A 15,288-nucleotide genomic window follows, 5' to 3' on the forward strand; every position below is an offset into this window, starting at 1 on the left:
ATGCGACGCATGCCTCGACACGGCCGAGGGGATCGACGTGGACGAGGACGGCTGTGAGTTGCCGGTCGAGGATACGCAGGACGACAGCGCCGATGACGCGAGCGCGGACGACGAGATCGTCGACACCGACGGCGACGGCACCCCTGACTCGGAGGACGTGTGCCCCGACGACCCGACCGACGGGTGCGTCGAGGAGTTCCCTGTCTATGATCTCGACGACAGCAAGGACGCTGCCAACGAGGACTGGTTTGCCGCGGACGGCGGATGCTCGCTCGTCCCCGCCGCGCAGCCGAACGTCATGATGCTCATATTCCTCGTGCTCGGCTTCATGCCGCTGGCCCTCAAGCGCTCGAGATGAGTGCCTCCGATGCGACCAAGAGGCCCTGCCCTCAAGCAGGGCCTTTTTCTTTGGAGTCCTCAACCTGGGGCCTTTGCCCCCCGATTGGCTGCAGGGGGGGGCTTGAGCGGGACCGGAGAACGAAGTTGAGTTTTATAACACATTGTTTTATAATGGTATTTGCTTTTGGCAGATTGCGGCAGACAGACGTATCTTGGCATCCTGATTGCATATATAAGTATCGACGGCGGTGCGCATGGCTGCCGAACCCAAGGGGTAAAGAGCGGAGGACAAGATGGTTACCAAGGTCATCAACGTACACAGCGACGGCGTCAATGAGCAGGAGTGGAAGCGCATAGAGGAGGAGCTCAGGGCCGGCAACAAGGTTCAGCTCGTCAACGACGACGGCGCGCTGCTTCGGGACCTCAAGTCGGCGGACTTGAGCAGCATAACCAAGGACGCGCTCAACCAGCAGTTCTCTCAGTCAGGGGACGCCGCGTCTCCTTCGCAGAACAAGATGGACGAGCTGGTGGCGAAGATCGAGGAGCTCAAGCAGCAGAACGCGACGCAGGAGCAGATCCAGGCGAAGCAGGCGGAGCTCGCGAACATCATAAAGCAGGCGGAGGCGGGCAACTCGAACCTGAACCTCGCCTCCTACAAGGACGCGGCCGGCATGGGAGAGAAGAGCCCGCTCATGGGCGAGGGCAAGGCCCAGGCCGCGATTAACCAGCAGGCCGGCGCGCAGGGGGATAAGACCACTTACAGCGCAAAGTCCCAGCAGGGCACAGGGTTCACGCCTCCGGCGTCGTGGGGTGCGCAGACGATGGGCGGCGTTCCCAAGTTCAACACCGCCACCTATATGCAGACCATGTCCCTCGAGGACAACGTGATGTCCGCCTGGGACTCGATCAACAAGAACACCAGCCGCGGCAAGCAGCTCATGCAGCTGTTCTTCTACTTCGCCCGCATGGCGGAGTCGGGCGACATGGGCGCGATGTACCAGTTCATGAAGTTCATCACCTACATAGTCTCCAAGGACAAGGCCAAGCAGCAGATCGAGATGGGCAAGAAGCTGATCCAGCTCCAGGAGCTCTCCAGGCAGTGGACCAACAAGCTGCTCAACGTCTCCGGCGACAGCTCCGACCCGAACGCCTCCTCGGAGCTCATGAAGACCATGACCATAGTCAAGAGCGAGACCGACGCGATCGCCACCTCACAGAAGCTCATAAGCCAGATGATGGAGGAGTTCGCGCAGGTGGTCGAGACCCTCACCAACACGACCAAGTCCGCGCTCGACACCGCGGGCAGGATCATGAGGACGGTCTCAACGATGAGATAAAGGGGTTATCGGACCAAGGACAGCGGGGGGCCCTGTTTGGGGCCCCCTTCTTTTTGGGGCCGCCGGGAAAAGCCTTGCCCGCGAGGCCGTCCGATGGTAATTTCATAGGTGCTCTATTTAACAGGGTTTTTCCGGTTCCGGGGCGCCATATGGCAGACGAAAAGGAAAAAGAGATAACCGAGAAGGGGGCAAATCCCCCTGAGGACGAGCCGAAGAGCAGGGAGGAGGCAGCGGCCGACATGGAGAGCTTCTTCGCCGCGCTGGAGGAGAAGACGAAGGGCGTGCCCAAGGACGAGCTCGAGCGCGGGGCCGAGAAGGTGCGCAAGTTCATCGACGGCAAGATGAGCTGGGCGGAGCTCTTCAACTTCACGCCGGAGATGCTCTACCAGATGGCCGAGCACGGCTTCGTGCAGTTCAAGCAGGGGCGCTACCAGGACGCGGAGCGCATATTCAAGGTGCTCACGGTGCTCGACTGGAACAACCCATACTACCACTCGGTCATGGGGTCGATCCTGCAGAGGCAGAAGCGGTACGGCGAGGCGATCGCCGAGTACACCCAGGCCCTGGATCTCGACGCGAACGACATAGTGAGCCACACCAACCGCGGCGAGATACTCATGCAGCACGGCCTGCTCGACGACGCGGAGGCCGACTTCGAGAGGGCCGCCTCGCTGGACCCGTCGGGCGAGAACCGCTTCTCCAACAGGGCCCGCATGCTTCTCGGCCAGATACACAAGAGGCGGGGGGAGGCGAAGGGGGGCAGGGCATCGGAGAAGAAGAGGGGCGGATGAGGTGACAGATGGTGATAGGCAAGGCATCCCCGGTTTCAGACAAGGACTTCAGGCTTCGTGACGCCGACATGCGCTCCGCGATGGAGCGCCAGGAGATAGTCGAGGCGCTGCGCCACGGCAACATCTACGAGGTCTTCGCAAAGTCCAAGACCTTCAAGATCGGCGACTTCGCAGACTTCTTCTCCAACCAGTGGAAGAACTTCAAGAGCCAGATAGTGCAGGACGCGGAGATCAAATCGTCCGAGGGCGCCTATCACGAGCCCGGCATGAACCAGTTCGCCATGCACCAGAAGGGCGCCTCGATGACCCCCGAGGAGGGGCAGCTCTTGAGCCAGGAGATGTCGGGCTTCCTCATGGGCGGCGGCAAGTTCAAGGCGCAGGGGGCGGGCGAGTTCACGAGCGACCTGCCCGACGGCACGCCGCTCCCGGACGAGCTGGCCGGCATGGCCGAGGGGACTCTGTCCGAGTGGGACCAGTTCATGCAGGACACCTGGGGCACGATCTTCGACCAGCAGATGATGTCCGACTACCGCTCGCGCATGGACGAGATAAAGGCCGAGGTCCAGCGCATCATCACCCTCGCCAAGCAGGGGGCGATCGGCCCCGAGTTCGTGCTCATCGCGCTGGCCAAGGTCAACCAGACGAAGAACGGCTGCCTCATGACCTGGCTGGGCAAGAAGGCGTTCCACGTCAACGAGACGATAAACACGGCGGCTCGCGACCTGCGCGACATGAGCGTGACCGACCCGCAGTACTACGCGACCCTGCAGATGGCGCAGGAGAAGACCCGCGACGGCAGCTTCCAGCTCAACCTCCTCACCCAGGACATGCAGAAGGTGATGCAGGACGTGGCCGGCACGCTCGAGTTCGTGCACAGCTTCCTGGGCGAGATCAACCGCACCAGGCGCGAGATCATCACGAAGGTCTCGGCGCACTAAGAGCCGTGACCGGTAACTAGTGACCGGCGGTAAATTACAAGGAAGGCTACTCGACCCATCCATCCAAGCCAGTCACCGGTCACGAATTACGAGTCACGGGTTTCGGGGGTTAAATGGCGGAAGAGATCAAGGCGGAGGGCGGGAAGCGGACCCCGATAATCGACCCGACACCCGGGCGCAAGAAGAGGCTCACCGAGCTGCTCTACGCCTTCCTCAACGACAGGATATCGCTCGCCGAGCTCAAGGGGATATCCCGCACCGAGCTCTTCCAGCTCTCCGAGGCGGGCTACACCAAGTTCAAGCACGGGAGGTTGGATGAGGCGGACAAGATCTTCCGCGCCCTGATCCTGCTCGACCACCGCAACGCCTACTTCCACGCCATGATGGGGGCGGTGCACCAGAAGCTGCGCAGGCCGATCGAGGCGATCATGGAGTACAGCCAGGCGGTCAAGATCGACCCCAAGGACGTTGCATCCTATGTGAACCGCGGTGAGCTGTATCTTCGGCACAAGAACTTTCGCAAGGCGGCGGAGGACTTCCGGCAGGCGATACTCATGGACATGTCGGGTGTGAACATGTGGGCCAACCGCGCCCGCTCGCTGGTGATCGCCATCAAGCGCTCGATGGAGGCCGAGGCTGCGAGGAGGCCCCGGATGGGCGCCCCCCGCCGCTGACCCGCCTCAGGCAAGCCTCCGGTAGACCTTGAAGGAATGGGCGAGGGAGTCGAAGTATGTTGTGAGCACCAGCCCCTTTGTCCCTGAATTTCCGTTCAGCACGCTGGAGTGAACGAGCTCCCATCTTCCCACATTCATGAAAAGGCGGTCGTAGGAGTCCGAGTCGCTCTGCACAACGAGGAAGCCGCCGGCTGCGACGTCCCTTCCGAGGTAGTCCAGCGCGATGTTCGCGCCCAGGCGCCGGAGTATCCCGGGCGTGGGGCTGGCCCAGTAGGAGATGTCGGCGCGGACCGGATCCTCCTCGTCGGCCATGTACTCTATGCGACCGCCCTGCATCTCACCGGCGTAATGTTTCGCGATGTGCTGGAGGTGTTTTTTGCGCAGGCCCGGGTCGCTCTCCTTGATGGTCACCCTGCAGCCCAGCTCCATCATCGCGGCCGCGTTGTAGGGAAACAGGCCGGGCCCGTTCTCCACCGCCATGGGGTCCTCGCGCCGACACGCCAGGCAGAGACGGCGGTGGATGGACTCGAATCGTGAGAAGTGGAGCGCGCCGCGACGCATCTCGCCCAGATTGCGGTCGATCCCCGCTCGATACGGGTTGTCGCATGCGGAGATGCCGTCCTTCGGCATGCCGCGGACCATGACCATCGGCTCGGTGTTGATCATGTTCGCGATGCCGCCCCCGAGGGCCGCGGCTGTGGGCGCAGAGGGGGAGGCTGTCGGAGGGCTGATGAGCATGGCAGTAGCGTTATCGGCGCAGGCCGCCAAAAGTTGCTACGAAAAAAGGGGGGCTCAGTCGTCGTCCTTCGCGTCGATCCCGTATTTCTTGAGCAGGTTGCGCAGGTGCTTGCGGTCGATCTTGGCCTCGCGGGCCGCCTTCGAGAGGTTGCCGTTGTGCGAGCGGACGAGCTCGGCCAGATACTCCTTCTCGAACTTCTCCACGATCTGCTGCTTGGCGTCCTTGAAGGGGAGCTCGGTGTCGATGTCCATGCGCTCGGTGCGCTCCTCGCCGCCGTGGCCCATCTCCGCGAATATGAAGTCGAGGTGGGACTTGGTGATCGTGTCGCCCTCGACGAAGCTGACCGCGCGCTCGATCACGTTGGAGAGCTCGCGCACGTTGCCCGGCCAGCCGTAGCGGGTGAGCGTCTTGAGCGCGTCGTCCTCCACGCGGCTCACCTTGAACCCGCCGTTAGGGAGCTTGTTGAACTTGCCGATCATGAGCAGGCGCTCGACGATCGGGGCTACGTCTTCGGAGCGCTCCCGCAGCGGGGGGAGCAGGACCTTCACGACCGAGAGGCGGTAATAGAGGTCCTCGCGGAACCTCCCCTCGTTCACCTCCTGCCGCAGGTTCTTGTTCGTGGCGCAGATCACGCGCACGTCGATCTTGACCGGTATGTTCGAGCCCACGCGCCTTATCTCGCGCTGTTCGAGGGCGCGGAGCAGCTTCGGCTGAAGGTCCGACGTCAGCTCGCCGATCTCGTCGAGGAACACCGTGCCGCCCTTGGCCACCTCGAAGACCCCCGCGCGGGCGCGGACCGCGCCGGTGAACGACCCCTTCTCGTGCCCGAAGAGCTCCGACTCGATGAGGTTGGGCGCGACCGCTGAGCAGTCGAAGACCACGAAGGGCTGGTCCTTGCGCTGGCTGTTCTCGTGGACCGCGCGGGCGACCAGGTCCTTGCCCGTCCCGGTCTCGCCCTCGATGACGACCGTGGCGTGAGTGGGCGCGATCTTCTCGAGGATGGAGAATATCTGGCGCATCCTGCGGCTCTTGCCCACCATCTGCCCGAACTCCTCCTTGTCGGAGGGCTCGATCGACACCTTCTCGTCGAACGCCACGAACTCGATGTTGGTGTTGCCGAGCCTTATCAGGTCCCCGGGCGAGAGGTATGCCTCCTTGACCTTCGAGCCGTTGAGGAAGGTGCCGTTGGTGGAGCTGAGGTCGCGCAGCAGGAAGCTGTCGGAGGTGTACTCGACCTCGAGGTGGTTTCGCGACACCGCCTTGTCCTTGAGAGGGAGGTCGTTGCTCTCCCTCTTGCCGACCTTCACGAGGTTCTTGTTGAGGGTGATCTTGGCGCCGCGGTCCGGCCCGTCGGTCACGACGAGCTGGCACTTGCGCAGGGAGACCACGTCCGGTGTCTCCTCCATCTTGATGACCGCGGTCTTCGACTCGAAATCCTTCTCGACCATATGGAACTCCTTTTCGTAACTCGTGACTCGTGACTCGTAACTCGTAACTCGTGACTCGTAACTCGTTACTGCGGGTTATCCGGGTCATCACGCCAGTCACGAGTAACGAGTCACGAGTCACGGGTTTACTCAGGCTGCAACGGCGCGTGCAGCGATTTTCTCTTGCCGTCCATGTTGAACGATCTCGTCCACGGCTTGTAGCCGGGAAGCTGTATCGTCACCGTGTGCGGCCGGTCGGTCCGTATCTTGCGTATGGTCACCGGCGTGCGGGCCGGGATCGCCTGCCCGTCGATTATCACCTGGGCCGCGGGCGGGTCGCTGGAGAGCGACAGCTCGCCGTATTCCTCCTCCGGCCTCACCTGGGTTGGCGGCCTGCGCTCCTCGGCCGGCGGCTGCGCCGGCGTGGGCGGCGCGGCCGACGAGAGCCTGATGGAGACTGACTCCGACTCTTTGGCCATGTACTTCTTCTGAGTGCCGGGCTTGTAGCCGTCGAGCTCCAGGCCCACGGTGTAGGTCGCGCCGATCTTCAGGTCCGAGAGCGTGTTCGGCGTGCGCTTTCCGGTCGACGCGCCGTTGAGCTTTATCAGCGCGCCCGACGGGGTCGAGCTCACCTTCAGCGTCCCGGTCGCCGGCGCCTCGGCCGGCTTCTTTTCCTCCTCGGGCGGCGCCTTCTCCTCGGGGGCGAGAGGCGGCTCAGCCTCCGCGGGCCGCTCCTCCGCCTCCGGCGTCGTGGGCCCAGCGGGCTCCTCGCGCTTCTCCGCAGGGGGCGCCTCCCCGGCCCTGAGCAGAGTTGCCTGCACAGGGACCGGCTGTTCGCCCGCCACGTCGTACTCGCTGCTCCACTGCTCGAACCCGTCGAGGCTTAGCGAGACGGTGTATCTTTTGGCCGCGAGGTTGGCGATCACCGCGGGAGTCGTTCGGCCCGTGTCCTTGCCGTCGATGAAGACCTTCGCGCCCTCCGGGGTTGACGAGATCGAAATGCGCCCGAGCCTTGCGACGATGGGCTTGAGCTTCGTGGAGATGCCCTGGGGTTTGGGTGAGGTGAGGTTGACCACCTGCTCGAAGTCCTCGAACTCGGGCTTGGAGAGCACGACCCTTATGTCGGTGTTGAGCGGGAGGTTCTCGAGCGCGGCGGGGGTCGTCATGGCGCTTTGCTTTCCGTCGATGAAGATCGAGGCGCCGGACGGCTCGGTCGATATGTTGAGGGTGCCGGCCGAGGGGGCGAGCATGAGCGTGATCGTCTTCTCCTCAGGGCCGGTGATGGCGACCTCCATCTCCGCAGGGCTGTACTCCTCCTTCTCGACGCGGAATCTATAGTTCTTGTCGACCGCGAGATCGCCCACGACCGCGGGCGTGGTGAGGCCCGTGCTCTCGCCGTCTCTCAAGATCAGCGCCCCCTCGGGCGTTGAGACGACCCTCACGCTGCCCGTGGCCGCCTCCGGCACGGCCTCGACCGCCTCGTCCGGACCGGGCACGGAGGGGATGAAGCGCCAGGCGAGCCAGCCGACCGCGATGAGGATCGCGGCCGCGGCGAGGGCCTTGGGGAGCAGGCCCGCGCGGGCCTTCCGGGGCGCAACCGCTGCGGGCGCCGGCTTCTTTCTGGGACGGGGCAGCGGCGTCTTCTCCCGCCCGGGAGCGGGCATGCCGGACATCGTCTCGAGGAACTTCTCCTTGGGTTTCTCGGTGCGGGCTGTGTCGTCCTCTGCCGAGACCTCCCGGTGCACGATGCTCACCTGCTTGGCGCCCTCGTTCACGTTCATGGTTCCGGTGAGGACCTCGGCCGCAACCTCCTTGGCCTTGAACTCCTGCTCGGCCCTCATCTCGTCGAGGAATATCTCCTTTATGAACTGGGCGAGCTTGCGCGGCGAGAAGTCGACGTGGTTCGTGTAGAGGTACTTGGTGAGGTCGATCTGCATGTCGCCCGCGGTCTGGTAGCGCCCCTCCGCCTCGTAGGCCAGCGCCTTGACAACGATGGGCTTGAGCTGCTCCGGTATCGACTCGGGGAGTGACTCCTCGGTCACGCGGGTGGTGCGGATCTTCTTGAGCACCTCGAACTGGGACTCGCCGGTGAAGAGCTTCTGGCCGGCGAGCATCTCGTAGAGGAGGATGCCGGTGGAGAAGATGTCGGTGCGGCCGTCCACGCCGCTCCCCATCGCCTGCTCCGGGGACATGTATGCGATCTTCCCCTTGAGGATTCCGGCCAGGGTGTGGGAGATGTTCATCGCGGCCTTGGCGATGCCGAAGTCCACGATCTTCACCTCTCCCTCGTAGGAGAGCAGGATGTTCTGCGGGCTGATGTCGCGGTGCACGATGTTCAGCGGCTTGTTGCTCTGGTCGGTCTTCCTGTGCGCGTAGTCGAGGCCCTTGCAGATCTCGGAGGCGATGTAGACCGCTATCGCGGTCGGCAGCGGCTTGCCGGCCTCTCGGCCCCGGTACATTATGTCGCGGAGGTTGACGCCGTGGATGAGCTCCATGGCGATGTAGTAGTCGTCGCCGACCTTGGAGAGGTCGTAGACCTGGACGATGTTGGCGTGCGAGAGGAGGACCGAGAGCTTGGCCTCCTGGATCAGCATGTCGATGAAGTCCTTGTCGGCGGAGCAGTGCGGGAGTATCCGCTTGATCACCAGCTCCTTCTCGAAGCCGTCGACCCCGTAGGTCTTGGCCCTGTAGATCTCGGCCATCCCTCCGACGGCGAGCTTCTTGAGGAGCAGGTATTTCCCGAACTGCTTTGGCTCGAAATCTCCCATGGTCTCTCTCCGTCCCGCGGGTCAGTCCAGCTTCGATATCATGGCGGCCACCGCGGCCACTGCCAGCACGCCGACGAAGGCGTACATGAGCACCAGCCCCCAGTTCACCCCGCCTGTCCCGGCGTCGACGATCCCCAGGCGCAGCAGAAGGCCCGCCCCCGCGATCCTTGGACCGGGCCCTCCAGAGGGGCGGCCACTCGCCTCGATCTCTCGGCCGGAGAGGGCGCCCGCCTCCGCGATCACATGCGGGATGCCGATCTCGACCGTGGGTCCCCGCACCCACAGCGCCTCGGGCACCTCCTCGCCCGGCGAGAGGCTGCGCAGCTTGAGGAAATCCTCCAGCATCCGCACGAGCATGAGGGCGTTCTCGGTCCTTCTTCCGTCGGCCCAGATCAGGTCAACCTTCAGCGTGCCGATGCCGCTGTGGAGGTTGACCGACTTGAACAGGCACTTCCTTATCTTCTCGCGCCCGACCCTGAGCGGCTTTATCACCACCGTGCGCCTGCCGAACTTCTGCCACTCCTTGCCCTCGATCCTCCGCTGGCGCTCCCGTTCAGCGTCCTCCTTGGGGTTGTGCTGCTGGTGGCGGTCCTCCTTGGTCTCCTTGGCCTGCGAGATCGCGTAGGGGTTCGGCGCGTCCGGCCTGTCGATTTTTTCCACCATTGGAAACCCGTGACTAGTGACTAGTTACTAGTGACCAGCGGTAATCAACGGGAAGTCTTGGTTATCACGCCAGTCACCAGTCACTAGTCGCCAGTCACGTCTTGTCCTTGGCCTTTGAGCTTTCACTTTTGACCTTTGTGCTTTCAGCCTTCTTCCCCTTCGCGTACCCGTCCTTGTACCAGCCTTCCCCCTTGAGCGTGAAGGCGGTCATCGAGATGATCCGGTCCGCAGTGTCGCCGCATCTGGGACATGGGGCGATGGGGGGGGCCGATATCTTCTGCATGCACTCGAAATGGTTGCCGCAGGACTTGCAGGTGTACTCGTAGATCGGCATCGCTGATCGCTCCTCTTTCCCCGAGTATGCACGGACCACAGGTCAGGCGAGGATTGCACTCCCCACCATGGGCTGTGGTCTGGATACCCCATTTTATTCTATCGTGGCGTGGAGTAAAGGATTTTATCCAGGTCGGATAAAGACGCACCGCGTCGGATAATCCACTCCGGGTTCCAATTCGCGCCAGGCGCACATTATTGATTCAGCCTTCAGCATCTCAGACGTGACGGGTCGGCAGTATTTGCCTCGCTACGGCTCGCTCACTCAAACGCCGCTCGCTCACCTGCGCATTCGGCGCCGCAGCATTGTAGGCTTGGAAAGCGGCGCCTCCTGACGCCGCTCGGCAAACACTCCCGACCCGCCACGTCAAGTCTGCACTCCGCGCCACGTTCAATAACTGGCGCCTGGCGCTCAATGGGACCTCTTCGGATCAGTTTGAGAAGAGCTGACTCCGTCTTGTGGAACTCCGTCTTATTCAAGGGCGGCCCCCACGGCCGCTTTTTTTGTTCCCTTACAATATAAAGTGGCTTTCTATTGAATAGCAGTAGAAAGTGGTTTTCTATTGAAGAAAATTAAGCTGTAGAAGGCCACTTCTTATTGACGATTATCGAACCACACATATGCCCCGATGGGCAGTATTTTATAACACATTGATATATAAGATTAAAAGTGGCCATATGGCAGATCTATGGTTCGATGAGTTCGATATTTTGTGAAATTTTGGTTGTCATCAATCACAATTCTGCTATATTTATATCGAACCACCAAAAAGGTTCGGTACGCGGAATATTTATTATATTTTAATATCAATAGTTTATAAAGAACAGCAATAAAAAATGGTTCGATAGATACGATAATAATGGACACCACGAATATCAAAAAAGAGATCACAGAGCTGCGCAAGAGGCAGGGGCGCCTGGTTCAGGTTTCAAACGTGGAATGGTATTCGCTCTTCAAGGACGAGATTCGCAACTCAATTGCCATAGAAGGTGTCTTTACAAACAGAAATGATCTCATCGAGGTCCTCGATCAGAACAAGCGAACGGATAAACAAAAGGCCGCCGCGATCCTGGGCTATTTTGAATCCGCCTCCGCCACCTATGAATATGCGGTCAGTCAATACATGGAGGGGGAGTTTTTGCTTCGCATGTCCGATATCAGGCAGATCCACACGTTGCTCATGCGCTACGAAAAAGAGATGGGTTTTTACAGCGGCGAGTTGGGGGAATTTAAAAACAACAGGGTGGACGTAACGATGTCGACCTTTACTCCGGTCAATGAATTTTATGTCAGGCAGGCGATGGAACTGCTGGTGAAGTGGGTCAATCATCATTTGAAGAGGAAAACCTTTAGCCCGGTCAGGCTGGCTGCAATGGCACACGTCTGGTTTGAATCGATTCATCCCTTTCGTGACGGCAACGGCCGCTCGGGCAGGATACTGCTGTCGTATCTGCTGGTAGGTTGCGGATACATCAATATTGCGATCAAGGGAGTTTCGAAAAAGGATCGTAATCATTATTACGAAGCTCTGGAGAAAGCGGACGACGATTTCGAGGCCATACATAGACGGATCGAGGGCGGGGATAAATACAAAGTGGAAGACGTGGATAAGTTCATACATGAGAAAAATTTTGACGAATTCACGGCTATCGTCGTCGAATCGCTTGAAGACTCCGTCTCCCGCCTGAAAAAAATCGACATTGACCGGATTAACAAGGAAGCCCTGTTGCCCCTCAGCGATCTTTCACATCTCTATGGATATTCGTCGGACTATCTTCGAAATTTGATCAACCGTGGGAAAATAAAGGGGCAGAAAAAGGGTAAGACCTGGTATCTGCGCGTCAAGGACCTGGCCGGGTATATAGAAGATCTGAAGTCCAAATGATAAAAAATCCGACCGGTTAAATTCGTCACAGCATTTCCCGCAGCTCTTTGGCGTGAGGGCTGTTTGCGAGCTTCCTGAGGGCAGAGGCCAGAATCTGCTGGACTCTCTGGCGGCTTACGTTTAATTCCGGCGCAAGCTCCGTCTGCCTGTAGCCTTCTATAAGCCTGCGCAGGACGAATTTTTCCTGCTTCGTCAATCCCGACTTCTCTATCGCTTGATCAAGCTTCTCCCTTTTGTCGCCGACGAGGACTATGCCCTCGGGCTGCGCTTCCTCAGGGCCTGAGAGGATGTTCTCGTATGTGAAACCCTCCTCTTCGTGCAGCGGCGTAGACACGGAGACCGTTCTACGCATGATACCGCTCTCCCGTAGCAATACTCTGCGCATCCTCCAAGGGAGCGAGCTGTTTACATAGGTTTCAAAACTCGCAATCCCCTCAGCGTAATTTCCGATCAAGGTCAGAAGCTCGATTCTACCGATCTGAATCAGTTCGTCTATGGTCAAATGTGCCTTGCCGAACCTCGTCCACATCTTATAAGCGATGTGGGTAATTAGCGGAGTGTAGAAGAAGATCATCTGGTCGAGGGCCCTGCTGTCGCCGGCCTTGGCAAGCTGCATAAGCAGCGTCTTTTCATCCTGCGCCAGGCGCTCGCTTCCTTGCCATCGCTTTGCCTCGATGCCTGCGTAAATGTTCAGCCCGTATTTTGCGGCCGCCCAGTCGATCATCCTCCCGCCTCCACCTGCCTCCATCCAGCGGTCGTTGAGAAAGGTGTAGAGGCCGAGCATCGCCGATTTCTTGCCGCCGACCTTCAGCTGAAAATGCCGCTGCAGGAGGCCGTCTGAATTTCTCACGCCGGCCGCACCCATCAGCCCCATGAGGTAGTGCCTGATCGCCGGATCGGGAACACGGCGCCAATTCGCGAACCTGCCGCCGGAGGGCCTTGTCCAGAGCAGCTGCAGGCCGAACTGCATGTCCTCGAATTTCGGTGCGCCGTATTGGTCGAGGATGATGTCCACGATCTGCCTGGTATCGTCGGCCGCTCTTTTCAGGCGGACATGATGATAAAGGCCGATCAGAGTCTGGTCGATTTCGGGGATAATCGTGTTTTTGATATCATCGAGCGTGATGAAGCGCAGATGAGGCAGATTGCGGATCTCCTTGATCCTCTCCATAAAGCGCAGGATCGTCTTTGCCGAGACTGTATCCCACGGCCACATCCTGTCGTATCTCAAGCAGAGGCACTGCTGTTCATAGGAGAGGTCTGCGAACTTCTCCATGCCCAGCTGATCGAGCATGTAGTCAATGGTCGTCCCCGCATAGTCTTCCGGCATCTTTTGCCGATAGTGCTCATGCAGGCCGCCCAGAGCTACGCCGATCTGATCGATCACGATCGCCTTCAGCAGTTCGGAGTTCAGCGCCCGCAGATGCGGGCACTTCAGGCCGTTCTGCTCAGGCATGAGTTCTCTTGCGATCTCGAGGAGCTTAAGCTGCGTCGACTCAGGGACCACTTCCCAGGTAATCTTGCCGCGCTGCTTGAGGCCCTTAAGCTGCAGATCCCACGGCAGGTCCTCGAACCGGGTGACGCCCGCCTCATCCAGTATCGCCTCGACCACCTTGCCCGGGTCGTTCATGCGCCTTGCATAAGTATCATACAGGCCGATAAGCGTTGAGCCGATCTCCTCTATCGTGAATGCCTTGAAGTGGTCGGAGGTGAGAAAGCGCGGGTGCACGACGCCTGCCTCTCGGGCAAGGCGGGAGAGGAGATGTCCTTTGAGAGAGGGGCCGACGCGTTCCCAGTTGATCCTCTGGTAGCGGAGCCTCAGCATTCTGGCCTGATCAGCGAGCGGTAGCTCGTCCAGCGTCTGAATACCCAGGCGGTCCAGCATGAAATCCACGATCCCGCCTTGAGCGCCCTCGCTCTGCCACAGCTCGCGAAAGGTTTTGTAAATCCCCTGACACTGGGCCTGCCAGCCTGGAAGGGTGATCTTGAAGCTATCGGGACCCATCAGGCGGAGATGCGGGAGATCGTTTTCAAGCGCGATCATTTCGAGCACCCTGATCTGCGCGCTGTGCGGCATGTGCGGCATTTTTTGAAGGCCGAACGGCTTGGACTCGACCCTCAAGCGATCTATCTCAGCCTGGATGCGCAGCTCTTCGGCTGGGGAAAATGTGTAGCGGAAGCGTGCGAGGCCGCGGGTCCCGTATGTGATGTAAATATCAGGGATCGAGGTGCTGCCTTCCTCGATGAGGGCGAGCGCGGATGCGACGAGCGTCTTTGCAGGCTCGAAGCCGAGCGCGCCTTGCATATAGGCGGTATGAGCAATCTGAATCGCATCGGCGGGACTCGCAAAGCCCTGCTCAAGAAGCGCTGCACGGGTTATGGGGCTGTTTTCATCTACGAATTTCATCGCCTGGCGATTGAGGTCAGGCCGGAGATCGGCGATCACGTCCTGTTTGAGCCCCGTGAACTGTGCGTGCCCGGCCGCAGGCAATGGCTGTGCTCCGATAGGAGGCAGGGCGCTGCAGAGCGCGGTGATCCGGCCGGCAAGGCCTGTTGTGAGCGAGGTTGCGGGCATCGGCCTTCGCTTATCACACAATCCTGTTCCTGCAATAGTGATTTATACGACAATAGAACAATAGAAAGTGGCTTTCTATTGACATCGCGACCGGCGGCACGCTTCGGGCGCCGGAGCTCTCCCCCCGCTGCTGCGGCAGTTCGCTCGCTACTCGTCGGCAAAAGGCCGCTGGCATCATGCGGCTTGGATGTCTTCCTCGCGTCAGCCTCCAAGCCGCGATGCCAGTCGTCCTTTTGCTCTCCTCATACGCTCGTCTCCGAAACGCCGCTTAATGCAGCTGGGGGCAGAGCTCCTTCTCGCCCGCGCGTGCCGCTGCCGTCAGGCAGGAAAGCCCCGAAAACGCCCGCGCCGCCGCCTCCTCTTTACATTATTGTCAAGCGATGGGGGAGGGAATAGGGTACAGCAAAGATCAATTGTTGAGCCCGGCGCAGTGTCGCCGAAATTATTAGAGGTAATCGTGTTCGATACAAAAGAATGGGTCAAAGGGTGGTTTCGACTTCAATGTAATCAGTTGAATAGTTATTCCAATGAGATGGAAAAGTATATTGGAAGCGAGGTGATTAAACTTGAGGATCGGATTAAAGAATTGAGTACAGAAGAAAAGGACGAAATGGACCATTATTTGTCAGATCCACTGTAGTGAAGTATGGCACGGTGTGATGGATGACGGGGCGGGTCGGGGCGCTCTTCGCAGCGTGGCTCGAGGAGGCCGGATTCAGCAGCCTATATGCACCGGCCGACGAAAGCCCCCGATGACCTTCAGACAGTCTGGTTCATCTAATGATGAAATGCCGGGGCGTGGGAACTGCGCCCCGGCC

12 protein-coding genes are annotated in these 15,288 nt (G+C 60.0%); 6 read left to right on the forward strand and 6 right to left on the reverse strand.

Features of this window, described 5'->3' with window-relative positions:
* The 5 genes from JXA24_00855 to JXA24_00875 form a co-directional block, all read left to right on the forward strand.
* On the forward strand, nucleotides 1–358 hold a 358-nt coding region (locus JXA24_00855), incomplete at its 5' end, for a hypothetical protein (protein ID MBN1282306.1).
* A 274-nt stretch (nucleotides 359–632) separates the two neighbouring features.
* Nucleotides 633–1,676 (forward strand): hypothetical protein, encoded by a 1,044-nt coding sequence (locus tag JXA24_00860; protein MBN1282307.1) that lies wholly within the window; start codon nucleotides 633–635, stop codon nucleotides 1,674–1,676.
* A gap of 149 nt (nucleotides 1,677–1,825) precedes the next feature.
* Nucleotides 1,826–2,467 (forward strand): tetratricopeptide repeat protein, encoded by a 642-nt coding sequence (locus JXA24_00865; protein MBN1282308.1) that lies wholly within the window; start codon nucleotides 1,826–1,828, stop codon nucleotides 2,465–2,467.
* Nucleotides 2,468–2,475: 8 nt separating this feature from the next.
* Entirely contained in the window at nucleotides 2,476–3,405 is a 930-nt protein-coding gene (locus JXA24_00870; GenBank protein ID MBN1282309.1) for a hypothetical protein, read from the forward strand.
* 113 nt (nucleotides 3,406–3,518) lie between these two features.
* Nucleotides 3,519–4,079 (forward strand): tetratricopeptide repeat protein, encoded by a 561-nt coding sequence (locus tag JXA24_00875; GenBank protein ID MBN1282310.1) that lies wholly within the window; start codon nucleotides 3,519–3,521, stop codon nucleotides 4,077–4,079.
* Between the two features lie 6 nt (nucleotides 4,080–4,085).
* On the opposite strand, the gene JXA24_00880 is transcribed toward JXA24_00875, so the two are convergent.
* The 5 genes from JXA24_00880 to JXA24_00900 all read right to left on the reverse strand — a co-directional run bounded on the left by JXA24_00880 (nucleotide 4,086) and on the right by JXA24_00900 (nucleotide 10,010).
* Nucleotides 4,086–4,817, reverse strand: coding sequence for a hypothetical protein (locus JXA24_00880; protein ID MBN1282311.1), 732 nt, complete (start codon nucleotides 4,815–4,817; stop codon nucleotides 4,086–4,088).
* A gap of 54 nt (nucleotides 4,818–4,871) precedes the next feature.
* The gene (locus JXA24_00885) at nucleotides 4,872–6,224 is read right to left on the reverse strand and encodes a sigma 54-interacting transcriptional regulator (GenBank protein ID MBN1282312.1); all 1,353 of its coding nucleotides are present in this window, start codon (nucleotides 6,222–6,224) and stop codon (nucleotides 4,872–4,874) included.
* Nucleotides 6,225–6,391: 167 nt separating this feature from the next.
* The gene (locus tag JXA24_00890) at nucleotides 6,392–9,013 is read right to left on the reverse strand and encodes a serine/threonine protein kinase (GenBank protein MBN1282313.1); all 2,622 of its coding nucleotides are present in this window, start codon (nucleotides 9,011–9,013) and stop codon (nucleotides 6,392–6,394) included.
* 21 nt (nucleotides 9,014–9,034) lie between these two features.
* Nucleotides 9,035–9,676 (reverse strand): hypothetical protein, encoded by a 642-nt coding sequence (locus JXA24_00895; protein MBN1282314.1) that lies wholly within the window; start codon nucleotides 9,674–9,676, stop codon nucleotides 9,035–9,037.
* A gap of 94 nt (nucleotides 9,677–9,770) precedes the next feature.
* The gene (locus tag JXA24_00900) at nucleotides 9,771–10,010 is read right to left on the reverse strand and encodes a zinc ribbon domain-containing protein (protein MBN1282315.1); all 240 of its coding nucleotides are present in this window, start codon (nucleotides 10,008–10,010) and stop codon (nucleotides 9,771–9,773) included.
* An 859-nt stretch (nucleotides 10,011–10,869) separates the two neighbouring features.
* Between JXA24_00900 and JXA24_00905 the strand changes: the two genes are divergently transcribed.
* Complete coding sequence (locus tag JXA24_00905; GenBank protein MBN1282316.1) at nucleotides 10,870–11,895, forward strand: Fic family protein; 1,026 nt, start codon at nucleotides 10,870–10,872, stop codon at nucleotides 11,893–11,895.
* Between the two features lie 25 nt (nucleotides 11,896–11,920).
* Here JXA24_00905 and JXA24_00910 read toward each other — a convergent pair whose 3' ends face one another.
* A complete protein-coding gene (locus JXA24_00910) occupies nucleotides 11,921–14,470 on the reverse strand; it encodes a sigma-70 family RNA polymerase sigma factor (GenBank protein MBN1282317.1) in 2,550 nt (849 codons plus the stop codon).
* Between the last annotated feature and the right edge of the window lie 818 nt (nucleotides 14,471–15,288).

It is taken from the genome of Pseudomonadota bacterium, assembly GCA_016927275.1.
Taxonomy (GTDB): Bacteria; UBA10199; UBA10199; order 2-02-FULL-44-16; family JAAZCA01; genus JAFGMW01.

What these genes read in the sequence shown, in the direction of transcription:
- JXA24_00885 (MBN1282312.1), bottom strand. Translation starts at nt 6,224, where the DNA reads ATGGAGGAGACACCGGACGTGGTCTCCCTGCGCAAGTGCCAGCTCGTC.
- JXA24_00910 (MBN1282317.1), bottom strand. Translation starts at nt 14,470, where the DNA reads ATGCCCGCAACCTCGCTCACAACAGGCCTTGCCGGCCGGATCACCGCG.
- JXA24_00875 (MBN1282310.1), top strand. Translation starts at nt 3,519, where the DNA reads ATGGCGGAAGAGATCAAGGCGGAGGGCGGGAAGCGGACCCCGATAATC.
- JXA24_00900 (MBN1282315.1), bottom strand. Translation starts at nt 10,010, where the DNA reads ATGCCGATCTACGAGTACACCTGCAAGTCCTGCGGCAACCATTTCGAG.
- JXA24_00895 (MBN1282314.1), bottom strand. Translation starts at nt 9,676, where the DNA reads ATGGTGGAAAAAATCGACAGGCCGGACGCGCCGAACCCCTACGCGATC.
- JXA24_00905 (MBN1282316.1), top strand. Translation starts at nt 10,870, where the DNA reads ATGGACACCACGAATATCAAAAAAGAGATCACAGAGCTGCGCAAGAGG.
- JXA24_00880 (MBN1282311.1), bottom strand. Translation starts at nt 4,817, where the DNA reads ATGCTCATCAGCCCTCCGACAGCCTCCCCCTCTGCGCCCACAGCCGCG.
- JXA24_00860 (MBN1282307.1), top strand. Translation starts at nt 633, where the DNA reads ATGGTTACCAAGGTCATCAACGTACACAGCGACGGCGTCAATGAGCAG.
- JXA24_00865 (MBN1282308.1), top strand. Translation starts at nt 1,826, where the DNA reads ATGGCAGACGAAAAGGAAAAAGAGATAACCGAGAAGGGGGCAAATCCC.
- JXA24_00870 (MBN1282309.1), top strand. Translation starts at nt 2,476, where the DNA reads ATGGTGATAGGCAAGGCATCCCCGGTTTCAGACAAGGACTTCAGGCTT.
- JXA24_00890 (MBN1282313.1), bottom strand. Translation starts at nt 9,013, where the DNA reads ATGGGAGATTTCGAGCCAAAGCAGTTCGGGAAATACCTGCTCCTCAAG.